We start from the raw sequence: 23096 nt of genomic DNA on the forward strand, positions 1-23096 counted from the left end.
ATTCGTTATGTCACAGATCGTGTGCGCTCAGCTATCGGTTGGGCGATATTCGGTCGCGCGCCGCGCCGAACCATTGACGCAGAGTCGCCCCCACCACTATCGGGTCTGCCACGGCGCGGGGATCCCCCGTTCGGCGAGCCAGGCGTCCACGTCGTGCCCGGCCGCGGCGATCCCGGCCACGGTGGCGTGCGTGCGGACCATCGCCCGCTCGGCGGTGGACAGGTCGACCAGCCCGGCCCGGAACGCCGCCAGCAGCTCGTCGCTGTCCTCGACCCGCACGTCGCGGCCGGTGCGCACCAGCACGTCCAGGTACAGGTCCACCGTCCGCCACACCCGGCCGTCGCGGGTGATGTCGACGACGTCGAGGTAGAAGTCGTGGCCGAGGTCGACGCCGGGCCGCCCGCGCCACTTCGACACGCGCAACCCGTCCTCGGGCAGCAGCAGCGACTCGAAGTGCGCGATCCGCGGGTGGCCGTCGACCGGGCGCGACATGTAGAGGCCGTGCGGGGCCTCGCGGTACTCGGTGACCACGCGCACGAACCCCTTCGGGTCGGTGTTGGTCATCGCCACCTGGTCGAACAGCTCCACCTTGGGCGGGTGGACCTCGTGGCAGGTCTCGTCCCGGCGGGTCACCGGGATGGGCAGGTCACCGACAACGGGCTCCACACGCGCGCGCATGCCGCCATGGTGCCCACCGACCCCCGGGAAAGCCCAGACCTTTTGGGGGATTTTTGCCCCCCGTACGGGTGACTGCGCGCTAGGCTCCCGCCCCGGTCGGGTCGCGGGAGTTCGTGGAGGTCAGGCAGCGTGTTCGGAATCCTTCGGCCGTGTCGGCACCGGTTGTCGCCGACCTTGCGCACCTCGTGGATGGCCCACCTCTGCGGCCTGTGCCTGGCGCTGCGCGACGACCACGGGCAGCTGGCCCGCACGGTCACCAACTACGACGGCCTGGTGGTGTCCGCCCTGGTCGAGGCCCAGTCGCCGACCGTGGGCACCCGCCGGGTCGCCGGGCCGTGCCCGTTGCGCGGCATGCGCAGCGCCCCGGTCGCCGACGGCTCGGGCGCCCGGTTGGCCGCCGCGGTGTCGCTGGTGCTGGCCTCGGCGAAGGTCCGCGACCACGTCGACGACGGCGACGGCGCGTTCCGCAAGGCCCCGGTCGCGGGCGTGGCCAGGCGGGTCGCGACGCGGTGGGCGCGGCAGGGCGCGGCGACGGGGGAGCAGATCGGGTTCTCTACCGCTGTCCTGCTCGACGCCGTCGGTAGGCAGGGTGAGCTGGAGTCGGGCCTAGCGACCGGGTCGTCGGTGTTGCTGGCCACTGAGCCGACGGAGACGGCTACGGCGGCCGCGTTCGCGCATACCGCTGTCCTAGCCGGACGGCCCGGTAATGCTGCCGCGCTGGGTGAGGCAGGGAAGTTGTTCGGGCGGGTCGCGCACCTGCTCGACGCGGTCGAGGACATCGACGCTGACGCCGAGACCGGAGCGTGGAACCCTCTTACGGCTACGGGCACCAACTTGGTTGAGGCCCGCCGGTTGTGTGACGACGCCGTGCTCGGGGTCAAGTTGGCTCTACGCGAGGCGGACTTCGCCGACCAAGGTCTGGTGCACGCCCTCTTGGTGCACGAACTGGACGCGGCGGTGAATCGCACCTTCGGCCACCAGCACTCGCCCCCGCCTGGTCACCAGCACCCGATGCCTCCTGGGCACGTACCTCCTACGCCGCCCAAGGACATGCCGCGTTGGGGTAAGAAGCGGTCGACGCTGCCGGGGTGCGGTGTCGCGTTAGTGCTGTGCTGCACCTGCCAGTACTGCTGCGCCGACCCGTACCACGACCCGTGGACCGGTGAGCCCAAGTCCGGCTGGTGCGCCCAGTCGTACTGCGACTGCGGCGACTGCTCGTGCTGCGAGTGCTGCTCCTGCGGCGACGGGTGCTGCTGCTCCTGCGACTGCTGACCAGCGGCTCGTCCCGGGTTGTCGGTGGGCGGGCGTAACCTCGTCCCCGTGGCTTTCGCGACCGAGAAATCCCAGCAGAACGCACCCGTGCTCGCCCACTCCGAGCACCGGCCCGTCAGCGACATCCCGCGCTCCGACGGGGCGTTCCGGATGGCCGCGCCCTACCAGCCCGCGGGCGACCAACCGGCCGCCATCGACGAGCTGGAACGGCGGATCCGGGCGGGCGAGCAGGACGTGGTGCTGCTCGGCGCGACCGGCACCGGCAAGTCGGCGACAACGGCGTGGCTGGTGGAGCGGGTGCAGCGGCCGACGCTGGTGATGGCGCCGAACAAGACGCTGGCCGCGCAGTTGGCCAACGAGCTGCGCGAGTTCTTCCCGGACAACGCGGTCGAGTACTTCGTCAGCTACTACGACTACTACCAGCCAGAGGCCTACATCCCGCAGACCGACACCTACATCGAGAAGGACTCGTCGATCAACGACGACGTCGAGCGGCTGCGGCACTCGGCGACGATGAGCCTGCTGTCGCGGCGCGACGTGATCGTGGTGGCCTCGGTGTCGTGCATCTACGGCCTCGGCACCCCGCAGTCCTACCTGGACCGCTCGATCGGGCTGTCGGTCGGCGGCCAGGTCGACCGGGACATGTTCCTGCGCGCCCTGGTGGACGTGCAGTACGCGCGCAACGACATCGCCTTCGCCCGCGGCACCTTCCGGGTCCGCGGCGACACCGTGGAGATCATCCCGGCGTACGAGGAGCTGGCGATCCGGGTCGAGTTCTTCGGCGACGAGATCGACAAGCTGTACTACCTGCACCCGCTCACCGGCGACGTGGTCCGCGAGTGCCAGGAGCTGCGGATCTTCCCGGCGACGCACTACGTGGCCGGTCCGGAGCGGATGGAGCGCGCCATCGGCGGCATCGAGCAGGAGCTCGAGGAGCGCCTCGCCGAGCTGGAGCGGCAGGGCAAGCTGCTCGAGGCGCAGCGGCTGCGGATGCGCACCAGCTACGACGTGGAGATGATGCGCCAGGTCGGGTTCTGCTCCGGCATCGAGAACTACTCCCGGCACATCGACGGCCGCGCGGGCGGCACCGCGCCCGCCACCCTGATCGACTACTTCCCGGACGACTTCCTGCTGGTCATCGACGAGTCGCACGTGACGGTCCCGCAGATCGGCGGCATGTACGAGGGCGACATGTCCCGCAAGCGCAACCTGGTCGAGCACGGCTTCCGGCTGCCCAGCGCGGTGGACAACCGGCCGCTGACCTGGGAGGAGTTCACCCAGCGGATCGGCCAGACGGTGTACCTGTCGGCGACGCCGGGCCCGTACGAGATGGGGCAGGCGGGCGGCGAGTTCGTCGAGCAGGTCATCCGGCCGACCGGCCTGGTCGACCCGCAGGTGGTCATCAAGCCCACCGAGGGCCAGATCGACGACCTGGTGCACGAGATCCGCGAGCGGGCCGAGCGCGACGAGCGGGTCCTGGTCACCACGCTGACCAAGAAGATGGCCGAGGACCTCACCGACTACCTGCTGGAGCTGGGCATCCGGGTGCGGTACCTGCACTCCGAGGTGGACACGCTGCGCCGCATCGAGCTGTTGCGCCAGCTGCGCTCGGGCGAGTACGACGTGCTCATCGGCATCAACCTGCTGCGCGAGGGCCTCGACCTGCCCGAGGTGTCGCTGGTGGCGATCCTCGACGCGGACAAGGAGGGCTTCCTGCGCAGCGGCACCTCGCTGATCCAGACCATCGGCCGCGCCGCCCGCAACGTCTCCGGCCAGGTCCACATGTACGCCGACAAGATCACCGACTCGATGCGGCACGCCATCGACGAGACCGACCGGCGCCGCGCCAAGCAGACCGCGTACAACACCGAACGCGGCCTCGACCCCCAGCCGCTGCGCAAGAAGATCGCCGACATCCTCGACCGCGTCTACGAGGAGGCCGCCGAGTCGGACAACGTCCCCATCGGCGGCTCCGGCCGCAACACCTCCCGCGGCAAGCGCGCCACCGGCGAGGCGGGCTCCGGCAAGTCCGCGGGCATCGTCTCCGACCGCGACGTCAAGACCATGCCCCGCGCCGAACTCGCCGACCTCGTCCAACAACTCACCGACCAGATGATGAACGCCGCCCGCGACCTCCAGTTCGAACTGGCCGCCCGCCTCCGCGACGAGATCCACGACCTCAAGCGCGAACTCCGCGGCATGGACGCCGCAGGCATCCGCTAGTGGTTGGGGCTCCGGTCCTCGGGCGCGGTCGCGCTGATCACTGACCTCGGAGTGACGCTGCCCGTGCTCTCCGTTCGGGCAGCTGAAGGGTGAGTTCTGTCCTCGCAGGCTGCTGGGGGCGTGCCGTGGCCCGCCCCCAGCGTCCTAGTTGACAGCGACCGCCTCCGCGGGCACCGCGGGCTGGGGAAGCCGCACCGCCGAGTCGGTGTAGCGCGCGACCGTCGCCCGCAACGCGTCGGCGTACTGGTAGATGTCCTCGACCCGGTCGATCAAGACCCGCGTCTCCACCTTGTGCTCGTCGAACACCCCGAGGTACCTCTTCGACCGGTTGAACCACAACCGCGCGATCGGCTTGCGGGTTGTTGTCGTCGAGCAGCACCCTGCCTTGTCCACCAGCGTGGTGAACTGCTCGCGGACCTTCTGCGTGAACGACCCCTCGTACACCTTCGTCGTGAAGTACCGCACCCACCCCTCCGACGGCTCCCGGAACTCCGCCGCCAGCGCCCGCTTGATCTGCCCGATGTACTTCAGCTCCCCCGCCGCGCTGATCACCGAGTCGGGGTCGAACGCCTCCTTGCTCAGCCTGGCGTGTTCCAACCGCAGCGGGTCATTGACCTTCTTGGCCTCGACCAGGACCTGTACCTGGCTGCCGTAGTCGATCTTCTTGCTGCGCTTAGTCCCTATGTCGGCGGTGCACTCGGCGATCGCCTCGTCTGCGTAGAGCACGTCGTATCTGAGCGCGCCGCTCATACGGGTGCGTGAGATCTAAATGGGATGCCCGCTGCGTGCTCGTCGGGGACGATGGGGTGGTGAGTACGCAGCGGGTGGGGGGTCGGTGGCGGGTTGGGGATCCGTCGGTTCGGTTGTGTTCGTTGGCGGACAAGGACATCCACGTGGTGTGCCCGCGGTGTCAGGGGCGGGCTGTGAGCGCGGCCCTGGACGCGGATGGGCGGAGTGTGTTCGTGGCGCCGCGGCGGTTGGCTTGTGTTGCTTGTGGACATTCGGCGGTGTGGGTGCCTGGGGGCACAGTGTGGGGCGGGCCGGTGGATCCGCACTTCCGGTTGCCGTTGTGGCTGCGGGCGTGGTGCTGCGGCGGGAACACACTGTGGGCGTTCAACGAGTCCCATGTGGACCTGATTGAGGACTACGTCGTGGCGCCGATCCGGGAGCGGCGGATCTCGCCGAGCGGGATGAGTGTGTTGGCGCGGTTGCCGGTGTGGATGAAGACCGCCGGGCACCGGGACGAGGTGTTGCGCGCGATCGGGCGGTTGCGCGCGTCGCTGGACCGCTGAAGGGCGTCAGACGGCGATCTTGGTGGCGAAGGACCTGCCGGTGCTGGCGGCGAGGGTGTGCGCGGCGGTGGCTGACTGCTGGGCGAGCGGGATCAGTTCGGCCATCGCGGGGACGGTGCCCGCGAGGGTGAGCTCGGCCTCCAGGAGGGTGACCTCGGCGCCGAGGACGTCCTGGAAGATGCGGACCAGCCAGGGGGTGGCGTGGTCCCAGCCCGCCCGCGGGGTGCCCGGCGCGTAGCCGCCGCCGCGGGCGATCACGAGCGCGACCTGCTTGCCCGCGAGCGGTTGTTGGCCCGGCGCGAACCGGGGGTCGGTGATGACCAGGTCGATCCAGGTCTTGAGGTGCTGCGAGATCCCGAAGTTGTACAGCGACGTGGCGATGACCAGCGAGTCGGCGGCCGCGACCTCGTCGGCGAGGGTGGTGGCGAGGTCGATCGCGGCGGTCTGGGTGGGTGTTCGCTGCTCGACCGGGGTCGAGACACCGGCGACGGCGTCGGTCCACGCGGTGCCCGGCAGGCCCTCGACGGCCAGGTCGCGGCGCACCACGGTGCCGGACGGGTTCGCGGCCACCCAGTTCTCGGTGACCGTGTCGGCCACCGCGCGGCTGACCGAGTCGGTCCGGCGGATGCTGCTGTCGAGGCGGAACAGGCCCATGGAGTCCTCCGTAGTTCAGATCGTCTGTAACTCAGACTATCTTGCGTGCAGAACATGTGGCTGTCCACCCCGGCTCGGTACGATGCGGTGGTGACCACACCAGCCGTCGAGTCCGACCTGGGCTGGGCACTGGGCGCGGTCTTCCGCGGCTACGTGCGCTCGGCCGAGAAGGTCCTCGCGCACCTGCCCGGCGGCCCGCGCGGGTTCCAGGTCCTCACCAGCGCCACCACGGGCGAGCCGTGCAGCCAGCAGACCCTGGCCCGGCACCTCGGCGTCGACAAGACCGTCATGACCTACCTGATCGACGACCTCGAACGCGCGGGCCTCGTCGAGCGCCGCCCCGACCCGGCCGACCGCCGCGCCCGCCTGCTCTCCGCCACCGCCGCGGGCCGCGCCCACCTCGCCGAAACCGCCGCCGCCCTCCGCCGCGTCGAGGACGAGATCCTCGCCCCCCTCGCCCCCGCCGAACGCGACCTCCTGCGCGACCTCCTCCGCAAACTCGCCACCCGCCAGGAACCCGGCTCACCCTGTGAGTTCGCCAGCCCTTGCTAGCCCTGTCCACTGTGGACAGTTTCGCGGCTTGACGTCGACTAGATGATCACCCGCCGGACGACTTCGGTCCGCGCGACTTCCCTTTTGTGGGCGCTTATGCTTTCTACCAGGCGATCCCCGATCCCGTGGGCGTTGAAATCCCCTCTTCTGGGTGACAGAAGTTATCCACATGTGGATCACCGCGACCCCCGTTTCAAGATCCACTGTCGGGGGGTGCCGGTAGAGTGGGACCTGGGACGCCCCCCGGAGAGGGTGGGGGCCGGGCTGGGGCGGGACCGCGTGCGCGCGCGAAGCGGCCGGGTGGGGTTGCCTGGGGCAGGTGGCGCTACCGGGGCGCGGTGGGCCTACCCGGGTTGGGCGGCGTTAAGGGATCGCGGTGGGACTAACTCGGGCAGGTGGCGCTAGCCGGTGGCGGTGGATCTGCCAGGAGTAGGCGGCGCTAAAGGATCGCGGTAGGTCTGCCTGGGGGTGGGCAGAGCCCAGGATCGCGGTGGGCAGGCCAAGGGTTGCGGTGGGCTTGTCTCGTTTGGGCAGCGCGAGGGATTGCGTTGGGTCTGCTTGGGACGGTCGGGCTCCGCGGGTTGTGGAGCCCTTGCCGAAGTGCGGCTTTGCGCCAGTGGGTGCCCCAGATGTGGGCGCGGGGAGATGCGGGTTAGGCGACGGCTGGGGTCGGGGAGCGGGTCAGGGATCTGATGCTGGGGACCAGTGCCGCGCCGAGGATGGCTAGGGCGGTGAGGGTGGCCAGGGCTGTGAGGGTGGTGGCCGTGCCGAACTGGGTGGCGAGGGGGCCCACGGCGATCTCGCCCAGGGGGATGGCCAGGAAGGAGCCGACGGCGTCGTAGGAGTAGACGCGGGCTAGGCGGTCTTGGGGGATGTTCTCCTGGAGGGAGACGTCCCAGGCGATGGCGAACTGCTCGGTCGCGATGCCGCCGACGAACATGGCGATGAGCATGGGGATGACCGCGGGGGCGTGTGCCAGGACGAGCAGGGGCACGGCCTCGAGGACGATCAGGGCGGTGCCGAAGAGCAGGGCGCGGCGGGGTTGCCAGCGGCTGGCGATGATGGCGCCGAAGAGGGCGCCGAGGGTTTGCGCGCCGAGGATGAAGCCCCACGCGAGCCTGCCGAAGGTGGCGTCGGCGATCGACGGGCCGAGGACCTGCAGGCCGCCGATGACCGCGGCGTTGACCACCATGAACGCCAGCACGATGGTCCACACCCAGGTGCGGGCGGTGAACTCGCTCCAGCCCGCGCGCAGGTCGGCGAGCGGGCGGGTGGGTTCGGTGGCGGCGATCTCCGGGGCGCGGACCCTGGCGTAGCAGAACGACGCGACCAGGAACACGACCGCGGTGGTGGCCATCGCCCAGCCGGGACCGGCGAGCGCGGCCAGCATGCCGCCCAGGGACGAGCCGCCGATCAGGGCCGCGTTGATGCCGATCCGGACCACGGCGTTGGCCTGGCGGATCATCGCGGGCGGCACGGTCTGCGGGGTCAGCGCCCCCGCCGCGGGCAACGAGACCGCGGCGACGGCGCCGTTGACCACGCTGAGCACGACCAGCAGCGGGACCGTGGCGAACCCGAGCAGCACCGACAGCGCCGTCGCCGCCTGGGAGACGGCCGCGGCCAGGCTCGCGCCCTGCAGGATGACCCCGCGGGGAAGTCGGTCGGCCAGGACCCCGCCCATGAGCAGCAGCAGCACGGTCGCGATGGACCGCGCGCCGACCACCAGGCCCAGCGCCACCACCGACCCGGTCAGGTCGAGCACGGCGAACGCCAGCGCGACCGGCGCGACGGCGTTGCCGATGTAGGTGGTCACCCGGCCGATGGCCAGCCTGCGGAACAGCGGCACGCGCAGCGGGGCGAGGATCCCGGCCGACCCGGTCAACAGCGGTCCATCTCGAACATCGAGATCGTGGTGCTGACCCGGACGGTGCCCGGGGTCATCGGCGGTTGGGCGGCGTCGCGCAGGCGCAGGCTCAGCTCCCGCGCGTGCGCCACCATGTCCTGCCAGACCTGCGGGTCCACCCACAGCTCCGCGTCGGTGACGGTCTCGGCCGAGGTGCCCTGCTTGCGCCGCGCGGTCCGCACCCCCAACCCGGCGGCCAGCGCCTCGGCCAGCAGCTGGTCGGAGTCACCCGGCTCGCGCGGCGCGGCGACCGCGGGCGGGATGTGCCGGTACCGCTTGGCGATGCCGCCGCGGATCGGGACCTCCTCCACGATCTCCACCAAGCCCGCGTCGGCGAGCTTGCGCAGGTGGTAGCTGATGTTCGGTTGGCTGTCGCCGAGCTCCCTGGCCACCTCGGCCGCGCTCATCGCGCGATCGGTGACCAGCGACAGGATGCGCATCCGCAGCGGGTGCGCGAGCGCGCGCATCCCGTGCAGGGTCGATCGTGTGTCCCCCATGTCCATACAGCGAGTTTCTGAATGCGGACCGACTGTGTCAAATGACTATGGTGCGGTCGTGCCGGTGCCGCCGCGGCTGGGAGCGCTACCCACCGCTAGCTGGTGCGGGCCCGGCGCCGCCCGCCCTGGCTGGGCTTCGGTGCGGGGGTGCCCTCCGGCGGGGTCGCGCCCTGTTGCGCCTCCGCGGCCGCCGCGCCCTCGGTCATCTCGCGCAACAGCTCGTCGAAGATCGGCGTCGACATCGCGCCCTGGTTGGCCATCCGCAGTCTCCCTCGCTACCTGGCTTGCCGAGGAACCTACCCCGCGCCCCGCCGTGCCCCGGTGATCACGACGCCACACGATCGGGGGAAGTGTGCCCGTGGGTTACCGGCGAGTAGTGTCACCCGGTATGACGCTGCTGTCGGTGGGGGTCGACGTGTCCGACCACGTGGCCGAGGTGACCCTGCTCGGACCGGGCAAGGGCAACGCGATGGGGCCGGACCTCTGGCGGGAACTGCCGGTCGTGTTCGGCGAGCTGGACGCCGACCCGGAGGTGCGCGCGGTCGTGCTGACCGGTAGTGGCGCCCACTTCTCCTACGGGCTCGACCTGCCCGCGATGATGCCGACCTGGGGCGAGGTGCTCGCCGAGGGTGCCCTGGCCGCGCCGCGCACCCGGTTCCTGGCGGAGATCCGCGCGCTCCAAGGCGCCGTGACGGCCGTGGCCACCTGCCGCAAGCCGGTGGTCGCGGCCATCAGCGGCTGGTGCATCGGCGCCGGGCTCGACGTCATCGCCGCCGCCGACATCCGGGTGGCCAGCGCGGACGCCCGGTTCAGCCTGCGCGAGGTGAAGGTCGCTATCGTCGCCGACCTGGGCAGCCTCCAGCGGCTCGTCGGCGTCATCGGCGAGGGGCACCTGCGCGAGCTGGCGCTCACCGGTAAGGACATCGATGCCGAGCGCGCGCTCCGGATCGGGCTCGTGAACGACGTGTTCCCGGACCAAGAGGCCGCGCTCGCCTCCGCGCGCACCACGGCGGCCGAGATCGCCGCGAACCCGCCGCTGGCCGTGCAGGGCACCAAGGACGTGCTCGGCCACGAACGGGAGCGCCGGGTCGCCGACGGCCTGCGCTACGTCGCCGCGTGGAACGCCGCGTTCCTGCCGAGCAAGGACCTGGGCGAGGCCGTCCAGGCCTTCCTGGAGCGCAGGCCGCCGGAGTTCACCGGCCAGTAGCGCTGCTGGCCATCGCGCCGCGCCTGCGGCAGGCTCGGGGCCAGCCGACCACAGGAGGAGCCGCCGTGACCGCGAGCTTCCGCGCTGCCCGGGATTTCCTGCTCGACCACCGCGAGGACTACGACGCCGCCCGCTCGGGGTTCGCCTGGCCCAGGCCAGCCGAGTTCAACTGGGCGCTGGACTGGTTCGACGTGGTCGCCGCCGACGGCCCCACCGCCGACCGGCTGGCGCTGTGGATCGTCGAGGAGGACGGGACCGAGCGGAAGTGGACCTTCGCCGAGCTGTCGCGCCGGTCCGCCCAGGTCGCGGCCTGTCTGCGCGCGCGGGGGGTGGCGCGCGGCGACCGGCTCGTGCTCATGCTCGGCAACCAGGGCGAGCTGTGGGAGACGATCCTGGCCGCGATCAAGCTGGGCGCGGTCGTCATCCCGGCGTCCACCCTGCTCGGCCCGGCCGACCTGCGGGACCGGATCGACCGCGGCGGCGCCCGGCACGTCGTGGTCCGCTCGGCTGACGCAGCGAAGTTCGACGACGTCCCGGGCGGCTACACGCGGATCGCGGTAGGAGAACCGGTCGACGGTTGCCTTAACTACGCCGACTCAGCTGACGCGCCAACGGACTTCATGCCCGATAGTCCTACGAAGTCCGATGACACCCTCTTGCTCTACTTCACCTCTGGCACTACCGCGCAGCCCAAGCTGGTAGAGCACAGCCACCTCTCTTACCCCGTCGGACATCTGTCCACGATGTACTGGATCGGGTTAGAGCCGGGGGATGTGCACCTCAACATTTCGTCGCCCGGGTGGGCCAAGCACGCCTGGAGCAACGTGTTCGCCCCGTGGAACGCCGAGGCCACGGTGTTCATCTACAACTACACGCGGTTCGACGCCGCGGCGCTCATGGCCCAGATGGACCGCTGCGGGGTCACCAGCTTCTGCGCCCCGCCGACGGTGTGGCGGATGCTGATCCAGTCCGACCTCACCCGGCTCGAGACCCCGCCCACCAAGGTCGTCGGCGCTGGCGAGCCGCTCAACCCCGAGGTCATCGAGCAGGTCTCGCGCGCGTGGGGCGTGACCATCCGCGACGGGTTCGGCCAGACCGAGACCAGCGTGCAGGTCGCCAACACCCCCGGTCAGCCGGTGAAGCCGGGATCCATGGGCAGGCCGCTGCCCGGCTTCACCATCGACCTGGTCGACCCGGCCACCGGCGAGCCCGGCGACGAGGGCGAGATCTGCGTCGCGCTCGCCGACCGGCCCGTGGGCCTGATGACCGGTTACGCCAACGACGGCGACCGCACCGCCGACGCCATGCGCGATGGCCGCTACCACACCGGCGACGTCGGATCGCGAGACGCGGACGGTTACATCACCTACGTAGGCCGCGCTGACGACGTGTTCAAGGCCTCTGACTACAGGATCTCCCCGTTCGAACTGGAGAGCGTCCTCATCGAGCACCCCGCGGTGGCCGAGGCCGCCGTCGTCCCCTCGCCGGACCCCATCCGCCTCGCGGTCCCCAAGGCCTACGTGGTGCTCGCCGCGGGCCATGGACCGGACGCCGACACCGCCCGGTCCATCCTGGCCTTCGCGCGCGAGCACCTCGCCCCGTACAAGCGGATCCGGCGCCTGGAGTTCGCCGACCTGCCCAAGACCATCTCCGGCAAGATCCGCCGGGTCGAGCTGCGCGGCCGCGAGCACGAGATCCGCGGCGGCGGCGCGAGCCCGGCGGGGGAGTTCACCGAGGACGACTTCCCCGAGCTACGCGGTTAGCCGCACACGGAGCACGTTGTCGCTGCGGGTGCCCTCGACGCCCTCCGGGCTGGTCGACGGCCGGTGCACGACGTCCTGCAGCTCGACCACCCAGCGGTCGTCGAGCCGCAGCGACGCCAGCACCTGGTCGGTGGTGGGGAAGTGGTAGTCGTGCTTGGGCTCAGCCATCCACGTCGGCCAGCCGAAGTGCCCGACGACCAGCAGCACACCGCCCGGGGCCACCGCGCCTGCCGCCTGGCGCAGCGCCTGCTCCCGCTCACCGGCCTGCTCGACGGGGGAGTGGAAGTACTGCGCGCTGACCAGGTCGAACCGGCCCTCGGGGAACGACGTGGCGAGGTCGTGGCGCTCGAAGGTGATCGCGTCGGTCACCCCGCGCTCGGCGGCGAGCTGGGCGGCGCGCGCCAGGGCGGTCGTGGACACGTCCACCCCGGTCACCTTCCACCCGCGCTCGGCCAGCCACACGGCGTCGCCGCCCTCGGCGCACCCGAGGTCGAGCACGGTGCCGGGCGGGAGGTCGCTCGCCTCGCGGACGAGCAGGTCGTTGGGCTTGCCCGACCAGATCTGGTCGCGTTCGGAGTAGAAGGTCTCCCAGAACTCGGCCGCGGGAACCGCGGCGGTCTCGGTCGCGTGCCGGTGCGCGTGGGTCTCAGTCATGGGCCGATGATGCGCGCGCCCCGGCGACGACGGCGATTTATGTTGCCGGAACAGCAACAAGGACGCCCGGGTTGAGCAGTCCACCCGGGTCCCAGGCCAGCTTGACCGCCCGGTAGAGGGCGCGTTCGACGGGGGAGCGGGTCAACTCCAGCCAGCGCGCCTTGGCCACGCCGACGCCGTGTTCGGCCGAGATGGTCCCGTCCCTGGCCGCCGCCGCGCGCAGCACTCGGTCGGTCAGTTCATCCTCCGCGTCACCCGCGCCGACCACGTTCACGTGGTAGTTGCCCTCGGCTAGATGTCCGAACAGGACAAGAGTGGCCGATGGCGCTACCTCGGTGACGATCGAACGCACCTCTTGCTCGAACTCGGCCGCGAGCGCGGTCGGCACACCTACGTCCAACTTCAGCGGTGGACCCAACGCGTTGATCGCCTCGGCATGTGCCTCGCGGTGTGTCCACAGTGTCCTGCGCGACGACTCGTCTACCGCAAGAGCGGAATTCCTCAGCCCTGGCAGCGTTTCCACTACCTCGCCCAACGCCTCCGTCGGGTCTACATCCGCCGTGCACTCCACGAGCAAATACACCTCGTACGACTCGGCGAACGGTGGCGCTATCTGTCGATGCGCGCAGACGAGCTTTAGGCCAGCGTCGTAGTAGACCTCGGCGGAGGTGAGAGAGGGCAGAACGCGAAGCGCGCCGATCGCCGCAACGGCATCTTCTGTTCGGTCAAATGCCAATGTGGCTGTCGCTCGTTCGGCAAACGCGGGAATCAGACGCAACCGTGCGGCGGTCACCACGGCGAGTGTTCCCTCGCTGCCCACGAGTGACCCCGCTAGGTCATACCCCGTGCTGTCCTTGGGAAGTCCGACAGCCCTGCCGACCACATCGCCGTTGGCCAAGACAGCCTCGACATCCACAACCTGGTCGCGCATAGAACCCCACCGCAGGACCCGCAGACCGCCCGCGTTGGTCGCTACCAACCCACCGACAGTCGCGCTGCCTCTAGACGCGATGTTGATCGCGAAGTCCAAACCCGCCTCGGCTGCGTGAGCCGTAAGAGCCGACAGCGTCACCCCCGCCCCAGCTGTCACCTGACGTGTCACTGGATCTACCGGGCTCAGGTAGGTCAATCGGGTCAAGCTCAGTACAACCTCGCCCCGGTAAGGGATTCCGCCACCAACCAGCCCGGTGTTACCGCCCTGCGGCACCACCGCGATGCCCAACTCGTGGCACACCTTGAGCACGCCGGAGACCTCGTCGCGGTCGGCCGGTCGCACCACGAGCCGCGCGGACCCGGTGAACCTCCCGGTCCAATCCGTCGCGAACCCCGCCACCACATCGGGATCGGTCAGGACGTGCCCCGCCCCGACCACATCGATGAGCCGATCGATGAGCCGGTCGACGACCTCACTGCTCGCAGCGCACATGGTTTGAATCGTCCCGGATGGGAACCCACTTCACGTACCCGAGTGGAAGGAAGTCGACATGGCAGCTCTGACCGACCGCACGATCGCGTTCCTCGTCGCGCCGGAGGGCATCGAGCAGGTAGAGCTGACTGAACCGTGGCAGGCGGTGGAACGCGCGGGTGGCAAGCCGGTGCTCGTGTCCACTGAGTCCGGTCACGTGCAGGCCTTCAACCACTTGGAGAAGGCCGACAAGTTCCCCGTGGACAAGACCGTGCGCGAAGCGGACGCCGCCGACTTCGACAGCCTCGTGCTGCCCGGCGGCGTGGCCAACCCGGACTTCCTGCGCACGGACGAGGACGCGGTGGCGTTCACCAAGTCGTTCTTCGACTCCGGTAAGCCAGTGGCCGCCATCTGCCACGGCCCGTGGACGCTCGTCGAGGCGGATGTCGTGCGTGGCAGGAAGATGACATCGTGGCCGAGCCTGGCCACGGACCTGCGCAACGCCGGTGCCGAGTGGGTCGACGAAGAGGTCGTCGTGGACACCGCCGGCGCCCCGCTCATCACCAGCCGCAACCCCGATGACCTGCCCGCCTTCTGCTCCGCGCTGATCAAGGCCGTCGCCGGGTCGCGGAACTGAACGCAGAGCGGCCACCCCGCGCGCAAGCCGTTGGCTTAGCGCGATCACGGGGTGGGAACGCATCGATTCAGTTCGATTCGGCGGCCAAGAGAGCTAACACACACTGCCCGGCTGCCGACGTCCGGAGCGGAGGTAAGCCAATGAGCACCGAAACGATCTCTCACCAGGCCGGACCCGGTTCCGGACCGACACTGCCGACCGCGCCGTGCAGCGTTGTCTGGAGCCACGGGCACGCCTACGTGCTGGAGTACACCGGGGGAGCGGGCCGCTGGGTCGGCCTGGACGCCTTCGGCAGGCCCACCGCGCTCACGCCCGCCGCGCTCGAGCGCCAGGGGTGGACGCAGCACCGCGAGGGCTGAGCCGACCAGCACGGATACGACTAACTGGGGACTGGGGATAAGAGCCATCGGATAGTGCTGCCCTACTCTTCCCGCATGGCTGACGTGCGGGAAGAGGGGGCGGACCCGGTGGACGGCACCGCGCGAGTGGGGGAACCAGACCGCGCTGGTGCACTGGGCGCTGACGGGTCCGGCGCGGGCGTGTCGGACCGCGTGTGGACCATCCCGAACATCCTGAGCATGCTGCGGCTGGCCGGGGTCCCGCTGTTCCTGTACCTGCTGCTGGTCCCGAAGGCCGACGGCTGGGCGCTGGCCGTGCTGCTGTTCAGCGGCCTCAGCGACTGGCTCGACGGCAAGATCGCCCGGTGGCTGGACCAGACCAGCAAGCTCGGCGCCCTGCTCGACCCGGCGGCCGACCGGCTCTACACGATCGCCACCCTCGTCGCGTTCGTCGTGCGCGACATCGTGCCGTGGTGGGTCGCCGCCCTGCTGCTCGCCAGGGACGTTCTGGTAGCTGGGTGCATCCTCGTGCTGCGCCGGGCGGGTTTCGCCCCTCCAGAGGTCACCTACGTGGGCAAGGCGGCCACGTTCAACCTCATGTACGCGTTCCCGCTTCTGCTGCTCGCGCAAGGTGGCTCTACCTTCGCCGCGGTCGTCCGACCGGTCGCTTACGCGTTCATCGTCTGGGGCGGCCTCTTGTTCATCTGGTCCGGATTGCTCTACCTGGTGCAGACACGGGCGGCGCTGCGGTTGGCGCCCACCACCGCCGTTTAAGCTCTGCGCCACCACATCCCGGTCCGAAAGAGGGCACCGCGTGATCCCCGAAGAACTGCGCTACACCGACGAGCACGAGTGGGTGGCGACCAAGGCCGACGACCTGGTGCGCGTCGGCATCACCGAGTACGCCCAGCAGCAGCTCGGCGACGTGGTGTTCGTCCAGCTGCCCGAGGTCGGCGACCGGGTCGAGGCGGGCGCCCCGATCGGCGAGGTCGAGTCGACCAAGAGCGTCTCCGACCTCTACGCCCCGCTCTCCGGCGAGGTCGTCGCGGTCAACGAGGCCACCGCCGAGCAGCCCGACCTGCTCAACGACGACCCCTACGGCGAGGGCTGGCTCTTCGAGATCAGGGTCGACGACCCCGAGGCGCTCGAGGCGCTGCTCGACGCCGACGCCTACCAGGCGCTCACCCGGGCCTGACCCGGCGTGAGACGATCTTGGTGAGCGCGGTGGGCCCGGGTGGGCCCGCCGCGACCCCCCAGGGGGTACCACCGGTCCGGCGCCTGATCGCGCACGGTACGTTGGCACTTGTTCAGCGGAACTGACCAGCAGGAGGAGCTCAGGTGAGCACCAACGACGGGCCCGGCGTCCCGCCGGAGCAGTCTCCGGAACGGACTTCGGTCTTCCGGGCCGACTTCCTCACCGACCCCGAGGCCCAGGTCGCTCCGGCGCCCGAGCCCGCCGTGGCCGGTGTCGACGCCCTGCCGTCCGGTTCCGCGCTGCTCGTGGTGAAGCGCGGTCCGAACGCGGGGTCGCGTTTCCTGCTCGACCGCGACACCACCAGCGCGGGTCGGCACCCCGACAGCGACATCTTCCTCGACGACGTCACCGTCTCCCGGCGGCACGCGGAGTTCCGCCGCGAGGGCGGGGAGTTCGTCGTGATCGACGTCGGCAGCCTCAACGGCACCTACGTCAACCGGGAACCGGTCGACCAGGCCGTCCTCGCGGGCGGTGACGAGGTGCAGATCGGCAAGTTCCGCCTGGTGTTCCTCACCGGCCCCGGCGCGGGGGCCTAGGGGCGCGTGACGGCCGCCGGTCGGGCGTCGCGGGCCGGGTCGAGCATCGGCGCCGTGCTCTCGCAGCTACGGCCGGAGTTCCCGGACGTGACCATCTCCAAGATCCGCTTCCTCGAGGCGGAGGGGCTGGTCAGCCCGGAGCGCACGCCGTCGGGCTACCGGCGGTTCACCGCGGCCGACGTGGCGCGGCTGCGCTTCGTGCTCGCCGCGCAGCGCGACCACTACCTCCCGCTCAAGGTCATCAAAGAGCAACTCGACCGCCCGGGCGGGCCACCCGAGCAGGTGGCCCGCCCGGCGCGCGGTCTCATCGCGGTACCCGCGCTGCCGGAACCGGTCGCCACCGTCGCGCCGATGTCGCGTGACGACCTGCTCGACCGGGCCAGGATCCCCGAGCGGATCCTGGCCGAGCTCGAGCAGTACGGCCTGCTGGCCGCGTCCGCCGACGGCGCGTTCGACGCCGAGGCGCTCGCCGTGGCCACCACCGCGTCGGCGTTGGCCGACTACGGCATCGAACCCCGGCACCTGCGCGCCTTCCGCGCCGCGGCCGACCGGGAAGTGGCGCTGCTCGAACAGGTCCTGGCCCCGGTGTTCCGCCAGCGCGACCCCGCTGCGCGGGCGCGCGCGGACGAGTCGGCCGACGACCTGGCGGCGTTGGCGATCACCCTGCACTCGCTGCTGGTGCGGACCGGTTTGCGCAGAGTGACGCAGAAGTAGCGCGGTGCTCGCGAGATCGCGTGCGCGGCCACCGGTGCTGAACCGATCACCGTGGAATAGACGTGAGATAGGCGGGCGTGGGGACCAGATGGCGGGTAGCGTCGAACCAGGCGATGAGCGATCCTCGATGCAACGGGACGCCGATGCCCCAGCGAGCGGAGGGAGGCGAGCCCGATGAGCGAGATGCGCGTCGTGGGGGTCCGGGTGGAGCTGCCCGCGAACCAGCCGATCTTGTTGCTGCGTGAGACCGAGGGAGAGCGGTACCTGCCGATCTGGATCGGATCGGTGGAGGCCACCGCGATCGCCCTCGAGCAGCAGGGGGTGCGGCCCGCGCGGCCGCTGACCCACGACCTGCTCAAGGACGTGATCGGCGCGCTCGGTCGCGAACTGGAGCAGGTGCGGATCACCGACCTGCGCGAGGGCACCTTCTTCGCCGAGCTGGTCTTCGACGGCGACGTTCGCGTCTCGGCGCGACCCAGCGACTCGGTCGCCCTGGCCCTGCGGGTCGGCGTGCCGATCCACGCCGAGGACTCGGTGCTGCAGGAGGCCGGGCTGATCATCCCGGACGAGCAGGAGGACGAGGTGGAGAAGTTCCGCGAGTTCCTCGACTCGGTCTCCCCCGAGGACTTCCGCGGCGCGGATACGTAGCCGGGGTGGGTCAACTCCGTGGGGACGTCCCCCGCGAGCCAGGTGCCCCAGTGACTCAGCCCCGTCCCCGCGCGTCGCGTTGACCTCCTCGCGTGCCCGTTTTACCGTCACAGACGAGCGAAACACACCGAGGTCGCAGGTAGTGCTACCGCCAGCGGTAGCACCGACCGACGCCCCGTGTGTGTGCCGCTCGGCCGACGGTTCCCCAGAGCGGAACGGGCGGTCTCGTTCGCCGGCCATCGGTGGCCGGACGAGGGGAGGCAGGCGTGTTCGAGGATGGTCCCGTCGGGGCTGACTCCGGTGAGCAGGGCGAACTGTTCCCGGACGCCTCGCTGCCCGACGAGCTCGTCGGCTACCGGGGTCCCGCCGCGTGCCAGATCGCAGGCATCACCTACCGGCAGCTCGACTACTGGGCGCGCACCGGCTTGGTCGTGCCCACGGTCCGCAGCGCGCACGGCTCCGGCTCGCAGCGGCTCTACTCGTTCAAGGACGTCCTGGTCCTGAAGGTGGTCAAGCGGTTGCTCGACACCGGGGTGTCCCTGCAGAACATCCGGGTCGCCGTCGACCACCTGCGCAGGCGCGGGGTCCGCGACCTGGCCAGGATCACCCTCTTCAGCGACGGCACCACCGTCTACGAGTGCACCTCGCCCGAGGAGGTCGTCGACCTGCTCCAAGGCGGCCAGGGCGTGTTCGGCATCGCGGTCAGCGGCGCCATCCGCGAGATCAGCGGCACCATCCACGAGTTCCCCGCCGAGCGCGCCGACGGCGTCGAGATCCCCGCCGACGACGAGCTCACCCAGCGCCGCAAGGCCCGCAACGCCGGGTGAGGCTCTAGAGCCCTAGGGCAGCGTGTACGCGGTGGTGAGCGCGACGCAGGTGAAGCCGACGCGCTCCAGGATCGGCCTGCTCGTGGGTAGCGCGTCCACTTGCAGATAGCGCACCCCGCGCTGCTCAGCCCTACGGGCGCGGTAGCTCACCAGCGACCGGTAGATCCCACGTCCCCGCCACGCCTCTAGCGTTCCACCGCCCCACAGGCCCGCGAAGTCCGTACCTGGGTGGTAGCTCGTCCGGGCGGCGCTCACGGGCTCGTCCCCGGCCACCGCCAGCACCGCGTCCAGTTCTCCGACGGCGAGTTGTGCGCGCATCTGCGCCCCCAGCCTGCTGTGATCCGCCCCGAAGGCGATGTCGTGCACCCGGACCACCCGGTCGACGTCGGCGTCGGAGGTCACGGGGACCAGTTCGACGCCCTCCGGCGGCGCGAAGTGCGGCACGGACGCTGCCTCGGCGACCATCACCGCCTCCGCGGGCCCACCCACCAGCCCGGCGGCCGTCAGCCGGTCGGCCAGGTCGACGGGGGAGTCGTGGTGGTAGAGCTTCCACTCGCCGTGACCCTCGACGCCGCGCAGCCACGCGACGGTCGCCTCGATCACCTGATCGGCGGTCGACTCGTCGAGTGACGACCAGACCACCCCGGACCAGCTGTCCCGACCGACGCCGAGGTGTCTGGTCAGCAGGTCGGTGCGCTCGGCGCTCCCGCCCGGCCCGGAGGGCGCCAGGTGACGGCGCAGTTGGTGGTCGATGGCGGCGCGCACGGCGGCGATGTCCAGGTCGGAGCCCATGTCCGGCAGTCGACCGCGAACCGCACCCCGTCCGCAATCGAATTGCACCCCGGACGGGTTAGACTCGTCCTCGCGTCGCTGAACCCGTGCGGGAGAGTCCGACCGGTCCACCAGACCGGATCGGCGCCGAAGGAGCAAATCCTCCCCGGAACCTCTCAGGCAAACGGACCGTGCGGGTGAGACGCCTCTGGAAAGCGGGCGACCCGGCACGACCGGGGAGCCCCGCCGAAGGTGCAAGTCGCATGCCCGCTTCCGGGCGTGCGGTGAAGCTCTCAGGCGCCTTCGGGCACGGACAGAGGGGGAGGGCCACACGGGCGGACCGCCCGTGCCAGGCCCGACCCCTGCTGCACCGCCCCGAGGAGACCCATGACGACCGACCGGATCCCGCTCGCCGCGCTCGAGCACGGCACCCCGTTCGCCGACCGCCACGTCGGCCCCCGCCCGGCCGAGCTGGCCAGGATCCTCGACGTCGTCGGTGTCGGGTCGCTGGAGGAGCTGGCCCAGCACGCGGTGCCGGAGTCCATCCGCGAGGGCGACCTGGCCATCGACCTGCCCGCCCCGGCCACCGAGGTGCAGGCGCTGGCCGAGCTGCGCGAGCTGGCCGGGCAGAACCAGACGCTGACCCAGATGATCGGCCTCGGCTACTACGGCACGCACACCCCGCCGGTGATCCGGCGCAACGTGCTGGAGAGCCCGGCCTGGTACACCGCCTACACCCCGTACCAGCCGGAGATCAGCCAGGGCCGCCTGGAGGCGCTGCTCAACTTCCAGACCATGGTCGCCGACCTGGCCGGGCTGCCCACCGCGAACGCGTCGATGCTCGACGAGTCGACCGCCGCCGCCGAGGCGATGACCCTGCTGCGCCGCGCGGGCCGCTCCAAGTCCAACCGGTTCGTCATCGACGCCGACACCTTCCCGCAGACCATCGCGGTCATCGAGACCCGCGCCGAGCCGCTGGGCATCGAGGTCGTCGTGCACGACCTGGCCGAGGGCCTGCCGGTCGAGGACTTCTTCGGTGTCCTGTTCTCCTACCCCGGTGCCTCCGGCGAGGTCCGCGACTTCGCCGAGCTGACCCGCGAGGCGCACGGCCGCGACGCCAAGGTCGCCTTCACCGCCGACCTGCTCGCGCTGACCGTGCTGCAGGCGCCGGGCGAGATCGGCGCCGACGTCGTCGTGGGCACCACCCAGCGCTTCGGCGTGCCGATGGGGTTCGGCGGTCCGCACGCGGGCTACATGGCCGTCGGCAAGGGCCTGGAGCGCCAGCTGCCCGGCCGCCTGGTCGGCGTCAGCACCGACGCCGACGGCAAGCCCGCCTACCGGCTCGCGCTGCAGACCCGTGAGCAGCACATCCGCCGCGAGAAGGCGACCTCCAACATCTGCACCGCCCAGGTGCTGCTGGCCGTCGTCGCCTCGATGTACGGGGTCTACCACGGTCCCGACGGCCTGCGCGCCATCGCGACCCGCACCCACCGCATGGCCGCCGTGCTGGCCGAGGGCCTGCGCCGCGGCGGCGTGGAGATCACCGCCGCCGCGTTCTTCGACACCGTCACCGCGAAGGTGCCCGGCCGGGCGGCCGACGTCGTCTCCGCCGCCCGCGGCCTCGGCGTCAACCTGCGCCTCGCCGACGCCGACACGGTCGGCATCGCCACCGACGAGACCACCACCCGCGCCCACCTCGACCTGGTGTGGAAGGCGTTCGGGGTCAGCGGCGACGTCGACGCGCTCGACGCCGAGACCGGCGACGCGCTGCCCGCCGACCTGGTGCGCACCAGCGAGTACATGACGCACCCGGTGTTCTCCACGCACCGCTCCGAGACCGCGCTGCTGCGCTACCTGCGGGCGCTCTCGGACAAGGACGTCGCGCTCGACCGCAGCATGATCCCGCTGGGCTCGTGCACGATGAAGCTCAACGCGACCGCGGAGATGGAGCCGATCACCTGGCCCGCCTTCGCCGACCTGCACCCGTTCGCGCCGGTGGAGGACGCCAAGGGCATCCTCACCATCATCTCCGACCTGGAGGACTGGCTGGCGAAGCTGACCGGATACGACGCCGTCAGCCTCCAGCCCAACGCGGGCAGCCAGGGCGAGTTCGCCGGTCTGCTGGCGATCCGCGCCTACCACCGGTCTCAGGGCCACGGTGAGCGCGACATCTGTCTTATCCCGTCCAGCGCGCATGGCACCAACGCCGCTAGTGCTGTCATGGCCGGTATGCGCGTGGTCGTCGTCGCCTGTGACGACAACGGCAACATCGACCTGGGTGACCTGCGCAAGAAGGTCGCCGAGCACAGCGCCGACCTCGCCGCCATCATGATCACCTACCCGTCCACGCACGGCGTGTACGAGGACACCGTCCGCGAGGTCTGCGGCCTGGTGCACGACGCGGGCGGCCAGGTCTACGTCGACGGCGCGAACCTCAACGCGCTCATCGGCTTGGCCCGCTACGGCAAGTTCGGCTCGGACGTCTCGCACCTCAACCTGCACAAGACGTTCTGCATCCCGCACGGCGGCGGCGGCCCCGGTGTCGGACCGATCGGCGTGCGCGGGCACCTCGCGCCGTTCCTGCCCAACCACCCGCTGCAGCCCACCGCGGGCCCCGAGACCGGCGTCGGCCCGATCAGCGCCGCGCCGTGGGGCAGCGCGTCGATCCTGCCGATCTCGTGGGCCTACGTGCGGATGATGGGCGCCGACGGCCTGCGCCGGGCGACGCTGACCGCGGTCGCCTCCGCCAACTACATCGCCCGCCGCCTCGACGAGCACTTCCCGGTCCTCTACACCGGCGCGGGCGGCTTCGTGGCCCACGAGTGCATCCTGGACCTGCGGCCGATGACCAAGGCGACCGGCATCACCGTCGACGACGTGGCCAAGCGCCTCGCCGACTACGGCCTGCACGCCCCGACCATGTCCTTCCCGGTCGCGGGCACGCTCATGGTCGAGCCGACCGAGAGCGAGGACCTCGCCGAGATCGACCGGTTCTGCGCCGCGATGATCGCCATCAAGCACGAGGTGGACCGGGTCGCCGCCGGGGACTGGCCGCTGGCCGACAACCCGCTGGCCAACGCCCCGCACACCGCCGAGTCGATCGCAGGGGAGTGGAACCACCCGTACACGCGCGAAGAGGCGGTCTTCCCGGCCGGGCACGGCGCGCCCAAGATCTGGCCGCCGGTCCGCCGCATCGATGGCGCCAAGGGCGACCGCAACCTGGTCTGCTCCTGCCCGCCGCTGGACGCCTACAGCAGCTGACGCGCTTTG

24 protein-coding genes and 1 riboswitch are annotated in these 23096 nt (G+C 70.8%); of the genes, 15 read left to right on the forward strand and 9 right to left on the reverse strand.

Annotation, left to right across the window (positions count from 1 at the left end; genetic code table 11):
* Nucleotides 1-96 precede the first annotated feature (96 nt).
* Nucleotides 97-678 (reverse strand): ribonuclease FAU-1 family protein, encoded by a 582-nt coding sequence (locus LV79_RS22025; protein WP_253840077.1) that lies wholly within the window; start codon nucleotides 676-678, stop codon nucleotides 97-99.
* Between the two features lie 129 nt (nucleotides 679-807).
* Here LV79_RS22025 and LV79_RS22030 point away from each other — a divergent pair, with 129 nt between their 5' ends.
* Together LV79_RS22030 and uvrB are read left to right on the forward strand one after the other, a co-directional pair.
* The gene (locus LV79_RS22030; protein WP_253840078.1) at nucleotides 808-1950 is read left to right on the forward strand and encodes a DUF5685 family protein; all 1143 of its coding nucleotides are present in this window, start codon (nucleotides 808-810) and stop codon (nucleotides 1948-1950) included.
* Nucleotides 1951-1998: 48 nt separating this feature from the next.
* Nucleotides 1999-4173 (forward strand): excinuclease ABC subunit UvrB, encoded by a 2175-nt coding sequence (uvrB, locus tag LV79_RS22035; RefSeq protein ID WP_253840079.1) that lies wholly within the window; start codon nucleotides 1999-2001, stop codon nucleotides 4171-4173.
* 144 nt (nucleotides 4174-4317) lie between these two features.
* On the opposite strand, the gene LV79_RS22040 is transcribed toward uvrB, so the two are convergent.
* Nucleotides 4318-4923: a hypothetical protein gene (locus LV79_RS22040; protein WP_253840080.1), complete on the reverse strand. Its 606-nt coding sequence runs from the start codon at nucleotides 4921-4923 to the stop codon at nucleotides 4318-4320.
* Between the two features lie 293 nt (nucleotides 4924-5216).
* Between LV79_RS22040 and LV79_RS22045 the strand changes: the two genes are divergently transcribed.
* Entirely contained in the window at nucleotides 5217-5465 is a 249-nt protein-coding gene (locus LV79_RS22045) for a hypothetical protein (RefSeq protein ID WP_253840081.1), read from the forward strand.
* A gap of 6 nt (nucleotides 5466-5471) precedes the next feature.
* On the opposite strand, the gene LV79_RS22050 is transcribed toward LV79_RS22045, so the two are convergent.
* On the reverse strand, nucleotides 5472-6119 hold the full coding sequence (locus LV79_RS22050) for an FMN-dependent NADH-azoreductase (protein WP_253840082.1): 648 nt from the start codon (nucleotides 6117-6119) through the stop codon (nucleotides 5472-5474).
* Nucleotides 6120-6209: 90 nt separating this feature from the next.
* Between LV79_RS22050 and LV79_RS22055 the strand changes: the two genes are divergently transcribed.
* Nucleotides 6210-6671: a MarR family winged helix-turn-helix transcriptional regulator gene (locus LV79_RS22055; protein ID WP_253840083.1), complete on the forward strand. Its 462-nt coding sequence runs from the start codon at nucleotides 6210-6212 to the stop codon at nucleotides 6669-6671.
* Between the two features lie 652 nt (nucleotides 6672-7323).
* Here the strand turns inward: LV79_RS22055 and LV79_RS22060 are convergent.
* From LV79_RS22060 to LV79_RS22070, 3 genes are all read right to left on the reverse strand, one after another.
* Nucleotides 7324-8553, reverse strand: a complete 1230-nt coding sequence (locus LV79_RS22060; protein ID WP_253840084.1) for an MFS transporter — start codon at nucleotides 8551-8553, stop codon at nucleotides 7324-7326.
* Nucleotides 8550-9071: an ArsR/SmtB family transcription factor gene (locus LV79_RS22065; RefSeq protein WP_253840085.1), complete on the reverse strand. Its 522-nt coding sequence runs from the start codon at nucleotides 9069-9071 to the stop codon at nucleotides 8550-8552. The genes LV79_RS22060 and LV79_RS22065 overlap by 4 nt, the downstream gene beginning before the upstream one ends.
* Before the next feature lie 95 nt (nucleotides 9072-9166).
* Complete coding sequence (locus LV79_RS22070) at nucleotides 9167-9331, reverse strand: hypothetical protein (RefSeq protein ID WP_253840086.1); 165 nt, start codon at nucleotides 9329-9331, stop codon at nucleotides 9167-9169.
* 128 nt (nucleotides 9332-9459) lie between these two features.
* Here LV79_RS22070 and LV79_RS22075 point away from each other — a divergent pair, with 128 nt between their 5' ends.
* Nucleotides 9460-10278 carry a crotonase/enoyl-CoA hydratase family protein gene (locus LV79_RS22075; RefSeq protein ID WP_253840087.1) on the forward strand — a complete coding sequence of 273 codons (819 nt, stop codon included), beginning with the start codon at nucleotides 9460-9462 and terminating at the stop codon, nucleotides 10276-10278.
* 65 nt (nucleotides 10279-10343) lie between these two features.
* A complete protein-coding gene (locus LV79_RS22080) occupies nucleotides 10344-12041 on the forward strand; it encodes an AMP-binding protein (RefSeq protein WP_253840088.1) in 1698 nt (565 codons plus the stop codon).
* Here LV79_RS22080 and LV79_RS22085 read toward each other — a convergent pair.
* Together LV79_RS22085 and LV79_RS22090 are read right to left on the reverse strand one after the other, a co-directional pair.
* Nucleotides 12030-12695 carry an SAM-dependent methyltransferase gene (locus LV79_RS22085; RefSeq protein ID WP_253840089.1) on the reverse strand — a complete coding sequence of 222 codons (666 nt, stop codon included), beginning with the start codon at nucleotides 12693-12695 and terminating at the stop codon, nucleotides 12030-12032. The genes LV79_RS22080 and LV79_RS22085 overlap by 12 nt on opposite strands.
* Before the next feature lie 37 nt (nucleotides 12696-12732).
* Nucleotides 12733-14121: an FAD-binding oxidoreductase gene (locus LV79_RS22090; RefSeq protein ID WP_253840090.1), complete on the reverse strand. Its 1389-nt coding sequence runs from the start codon at nucleotides 14119-14121 to the stop codon at nucleotides 12733-12735.
* Between the two features lie 58 nt (nucleotides 14122-14179).
* Between LV79_RS22090 and LV79_RS22095 the strand changes: the two genes are divergently transcribed.
* The 8 genes from LV79_RS22095 to LV79_RS22130 all read left to right on the forward strand — a co-directional run bounded on the left by LV79_RS22095 (nucleotide 14180) and on the right by LV79_RS22130 (nucleotide 19055).
* Nucleotides 14180-14737, forward strand: a complete 558-nt coding sequence (locus LV79_RS22095) for a type 1 glutamine amidotransferase domain-containing protein (RefSeq protein WP_253840091.1) — start codon at nucleotides 14180-14182, stop codon at nucleotides 14735-14737.
* Between the two features lie 140 nt (nucleotides 14738-14877).
* Nucleotides 14878-15096: a hypothetical protein gene (locus LV79_RS22100; RefSeq protein WP_253840092.1), complete on the forward strand. Its 219-nt coding sequence runs from the start codon at nucleotides 14878-14880 to the stop codon at nucleotides 15094-15096.
* Between the two features lie 219 nt (nucleotides 15097-15315).
* On the forward strand, nucleotides 15316-15849 hold the full coding sequence (gene clsA / locus LV79_RS22105) for a cardiolipin synthase ClsA (RefSeq protein WP_372495423.1): 534 nt from the start codon (nucleotides 15316-15318) through the stop codon (nucleotides 15847-15849).
* A gap of 40 nt (nucleotides 15850-15889) precedes the next feature.
* Nucleotides 15890-16270, forward strand: coding sequence for a glycine cleavage system protein GcvH (gene gcvH / locus LV79_RS22110; protein ID WP_253840094.1), 381 nt, complete (start codon nucleotides 15890-15892; stop codon nucleotides 16268-16270).
* A 143-nt stretch (nucleotides 16271-16413) separates the two neighbouring features.
* Nucleotides 16414-16866 (forward strand): glycogen accumulation regulator GarA, encoded by a 453-nt coding sequence (gene garA, locus LV79_RS22115; protein ID WP_253840095.1) that lies wholly within the window; start codon nucleotides 16414-16416, stop codon nucleotides 16864-16866.
* 6 nt (nucleotides 16867-16872) lie between these two features.
* Nucleotides 16873-17580, forward strand: coding sequence for a transcriptional regulator FtsR (gene ftsR, locus LV79_RS22120; RefSeq protein WP_253840096.1), 708 nt, complete (start codon nucleotides 16873-16875; stop codon nucleotides 17578-17580).
* A 174-nt stretch (nucleotides 17581-17754) separates the two neighbouring features.
* Nucleotides 17755-18228: a bifunctional nuclease family protein gene (locus LV79_RS22125; RefSeq protein WP_054046144.1), complete on the forward strand. Its 474-nt coding sequence runs from the start codon at nucleotides 17755-17757 to the stop codon at nucleotides 18226-18228.
* A 266-nt stretch (nucleotides 18229-18494) separates the two neighbouring features.
* Complete coding sequence (locus LV79_RS22130) at nucleotides 18495-19055, forward strand: MerR family transcriptional regulator (protein WP_285469915.1); 561 nt, start codon at nucleotides 18495-18497, stop codon at nucleotides 19053-19055.
* Between the two features lie 12 nt (nucleotides 19056-19067).
* On the opposite strand, the gene LV79_RS22135 is transcribed toward LV79_RS22130, so the two are convergent.
* Nucleotides 19068-19847, reverse strand: coding sequence for a GNAT family N-acetyltransferase (locus LV79_RS22135; RefSeq protein ID WP_253840097.1), 780 nt, complete (start codon nucleotides 19845-19847; stop codon nucleotides 19068-19070).
* 79 nt (nucleotides 19848-19926) lie between these two features.
* A riboswitch (glycine riboswitch) is annotated at nucleotides 19927-20028 on the forward strand.
* Nucleotides 20029-20213: 185 nt separating this feature from the next.
* Here LV79_RS22135 and gcvP point away from each other — a divergent pair.
* Nucleotides 20214-23087 (forward strand): aminomethyl-transferring glycine dehydrogenase, encoded by a 2874-nt coding sequence (gene gcvP, locus LV79_RS22140; protein ID WP_253840098.1) that lies wholly within the window; start codon nucleotides 20214-20216, stop codon nucleotides 23085-23087.
* Nucleotides 23088-23096 lie beyond the last annotated feature (9 nt).

It is taken from the genome of Actinokineospora globicatena (genome assembly GCF_024171945.1).
Lineage (GTDB): Bacteria > Actinomycetota > Actinomycetes > Mycobacteriales > Pseudonocardiaceae > Actinokineospora > Actinokineospora globicatena.

Coding starts and splice junctions, on each gene's coding strand:
- LV79_RS22040 (WP_253840080.1), bottom strand. CDS start 4,923: ATGAGCGGCGCGCTCAGATACGACGTGCTCTACGCAGACGAGGCGATC.
- LV79_RS22050 (WP_253840082.1), bottom strand. CDS start 6,119: ATGGGCCTGTTCCGCCTCGACAGCAGCATCCGCCGGACCGACTCGGTC.
- LV79_RS22075 (WP_253840087.1), top strand. CDS start 9,460: ATGACGCTGCTGTCGGTGGGGGTCGACGTGTCCGACCACGTGGCCGAG.
- LV79_RS22095 (WP_253840091.1), top strand. CDS start 14,180: ATGGCAGCTCTGACCGACCGCACGATCGCGTTCCTCGTCGCGCCGGAG.
- LV79_RS22090 (WP_253840090.1), bottom strand. CDS start 14,121: ATGTGCGCTGCGAGCAGTGAGGTCGTCGACCGGCTCATCGATCGGCTC.
- LV79_RS22135 (WP_253840097.1), bottom strand. CDS start 19,847: ATGGGCTCCGACCTGGACATCGCCGCCGTGCGCGCCGCCATCGACCAC.
- LV79_RS22085 (WP_253840089.1), bottom strand. CDS start 12,695: ATGACTGAGACCCACGCGCACCGGCACGCGACCGAGACCGCCGCGGTT.
- LV79_RS22125 (WP_054046144.1), top strand. CDS start 17,755: ATGAGCGAGATGCGCGTCGTGGGGGTCCGGGTGGAGCTGCCCGCGAAC.
- LV79_RS22025 (WP_253840077.1), bottom strand. CDS start 678: ATGCGCGCGCGTGTGGAGCCCGTTGTCGGTGACCTGCCCATCCCGGTG.
- LV79_RS22065 (WP_253840085.1), bottom strand. CDS start 9,071: ATGGGGGACACACGATCGACCCTGCACGGGATGCGCGCGCTCGCGCAC.
- clsA (WP_372495423.1), top strand. CDS start 15,316: ATGCTGCGGCTGGCCGGGGTCCCGCTGTTCCTGTACCTGCTGCTGGTC.
- LV79_RS22100 (WP_253840092.1), top strand. CDS start 14,878: ATGAGCACCGAAACGATCTCTCACCAGGCCGGACCCGGTTCCGGACCG.
- LV79_RS22070 (WP_253840086.1), bottom strand. CDS start 9,331: ATGGCCAACCAGGGCGCGATGTCGACGCCGATCTTCGACGAGCTGTTG.
- gcvP (WP_253840098.1), top strand. CDS start 20,214: ATGACGACCGACCGGATCCCGCTCGCCGCGCTCGAGCACGGCACCCCG.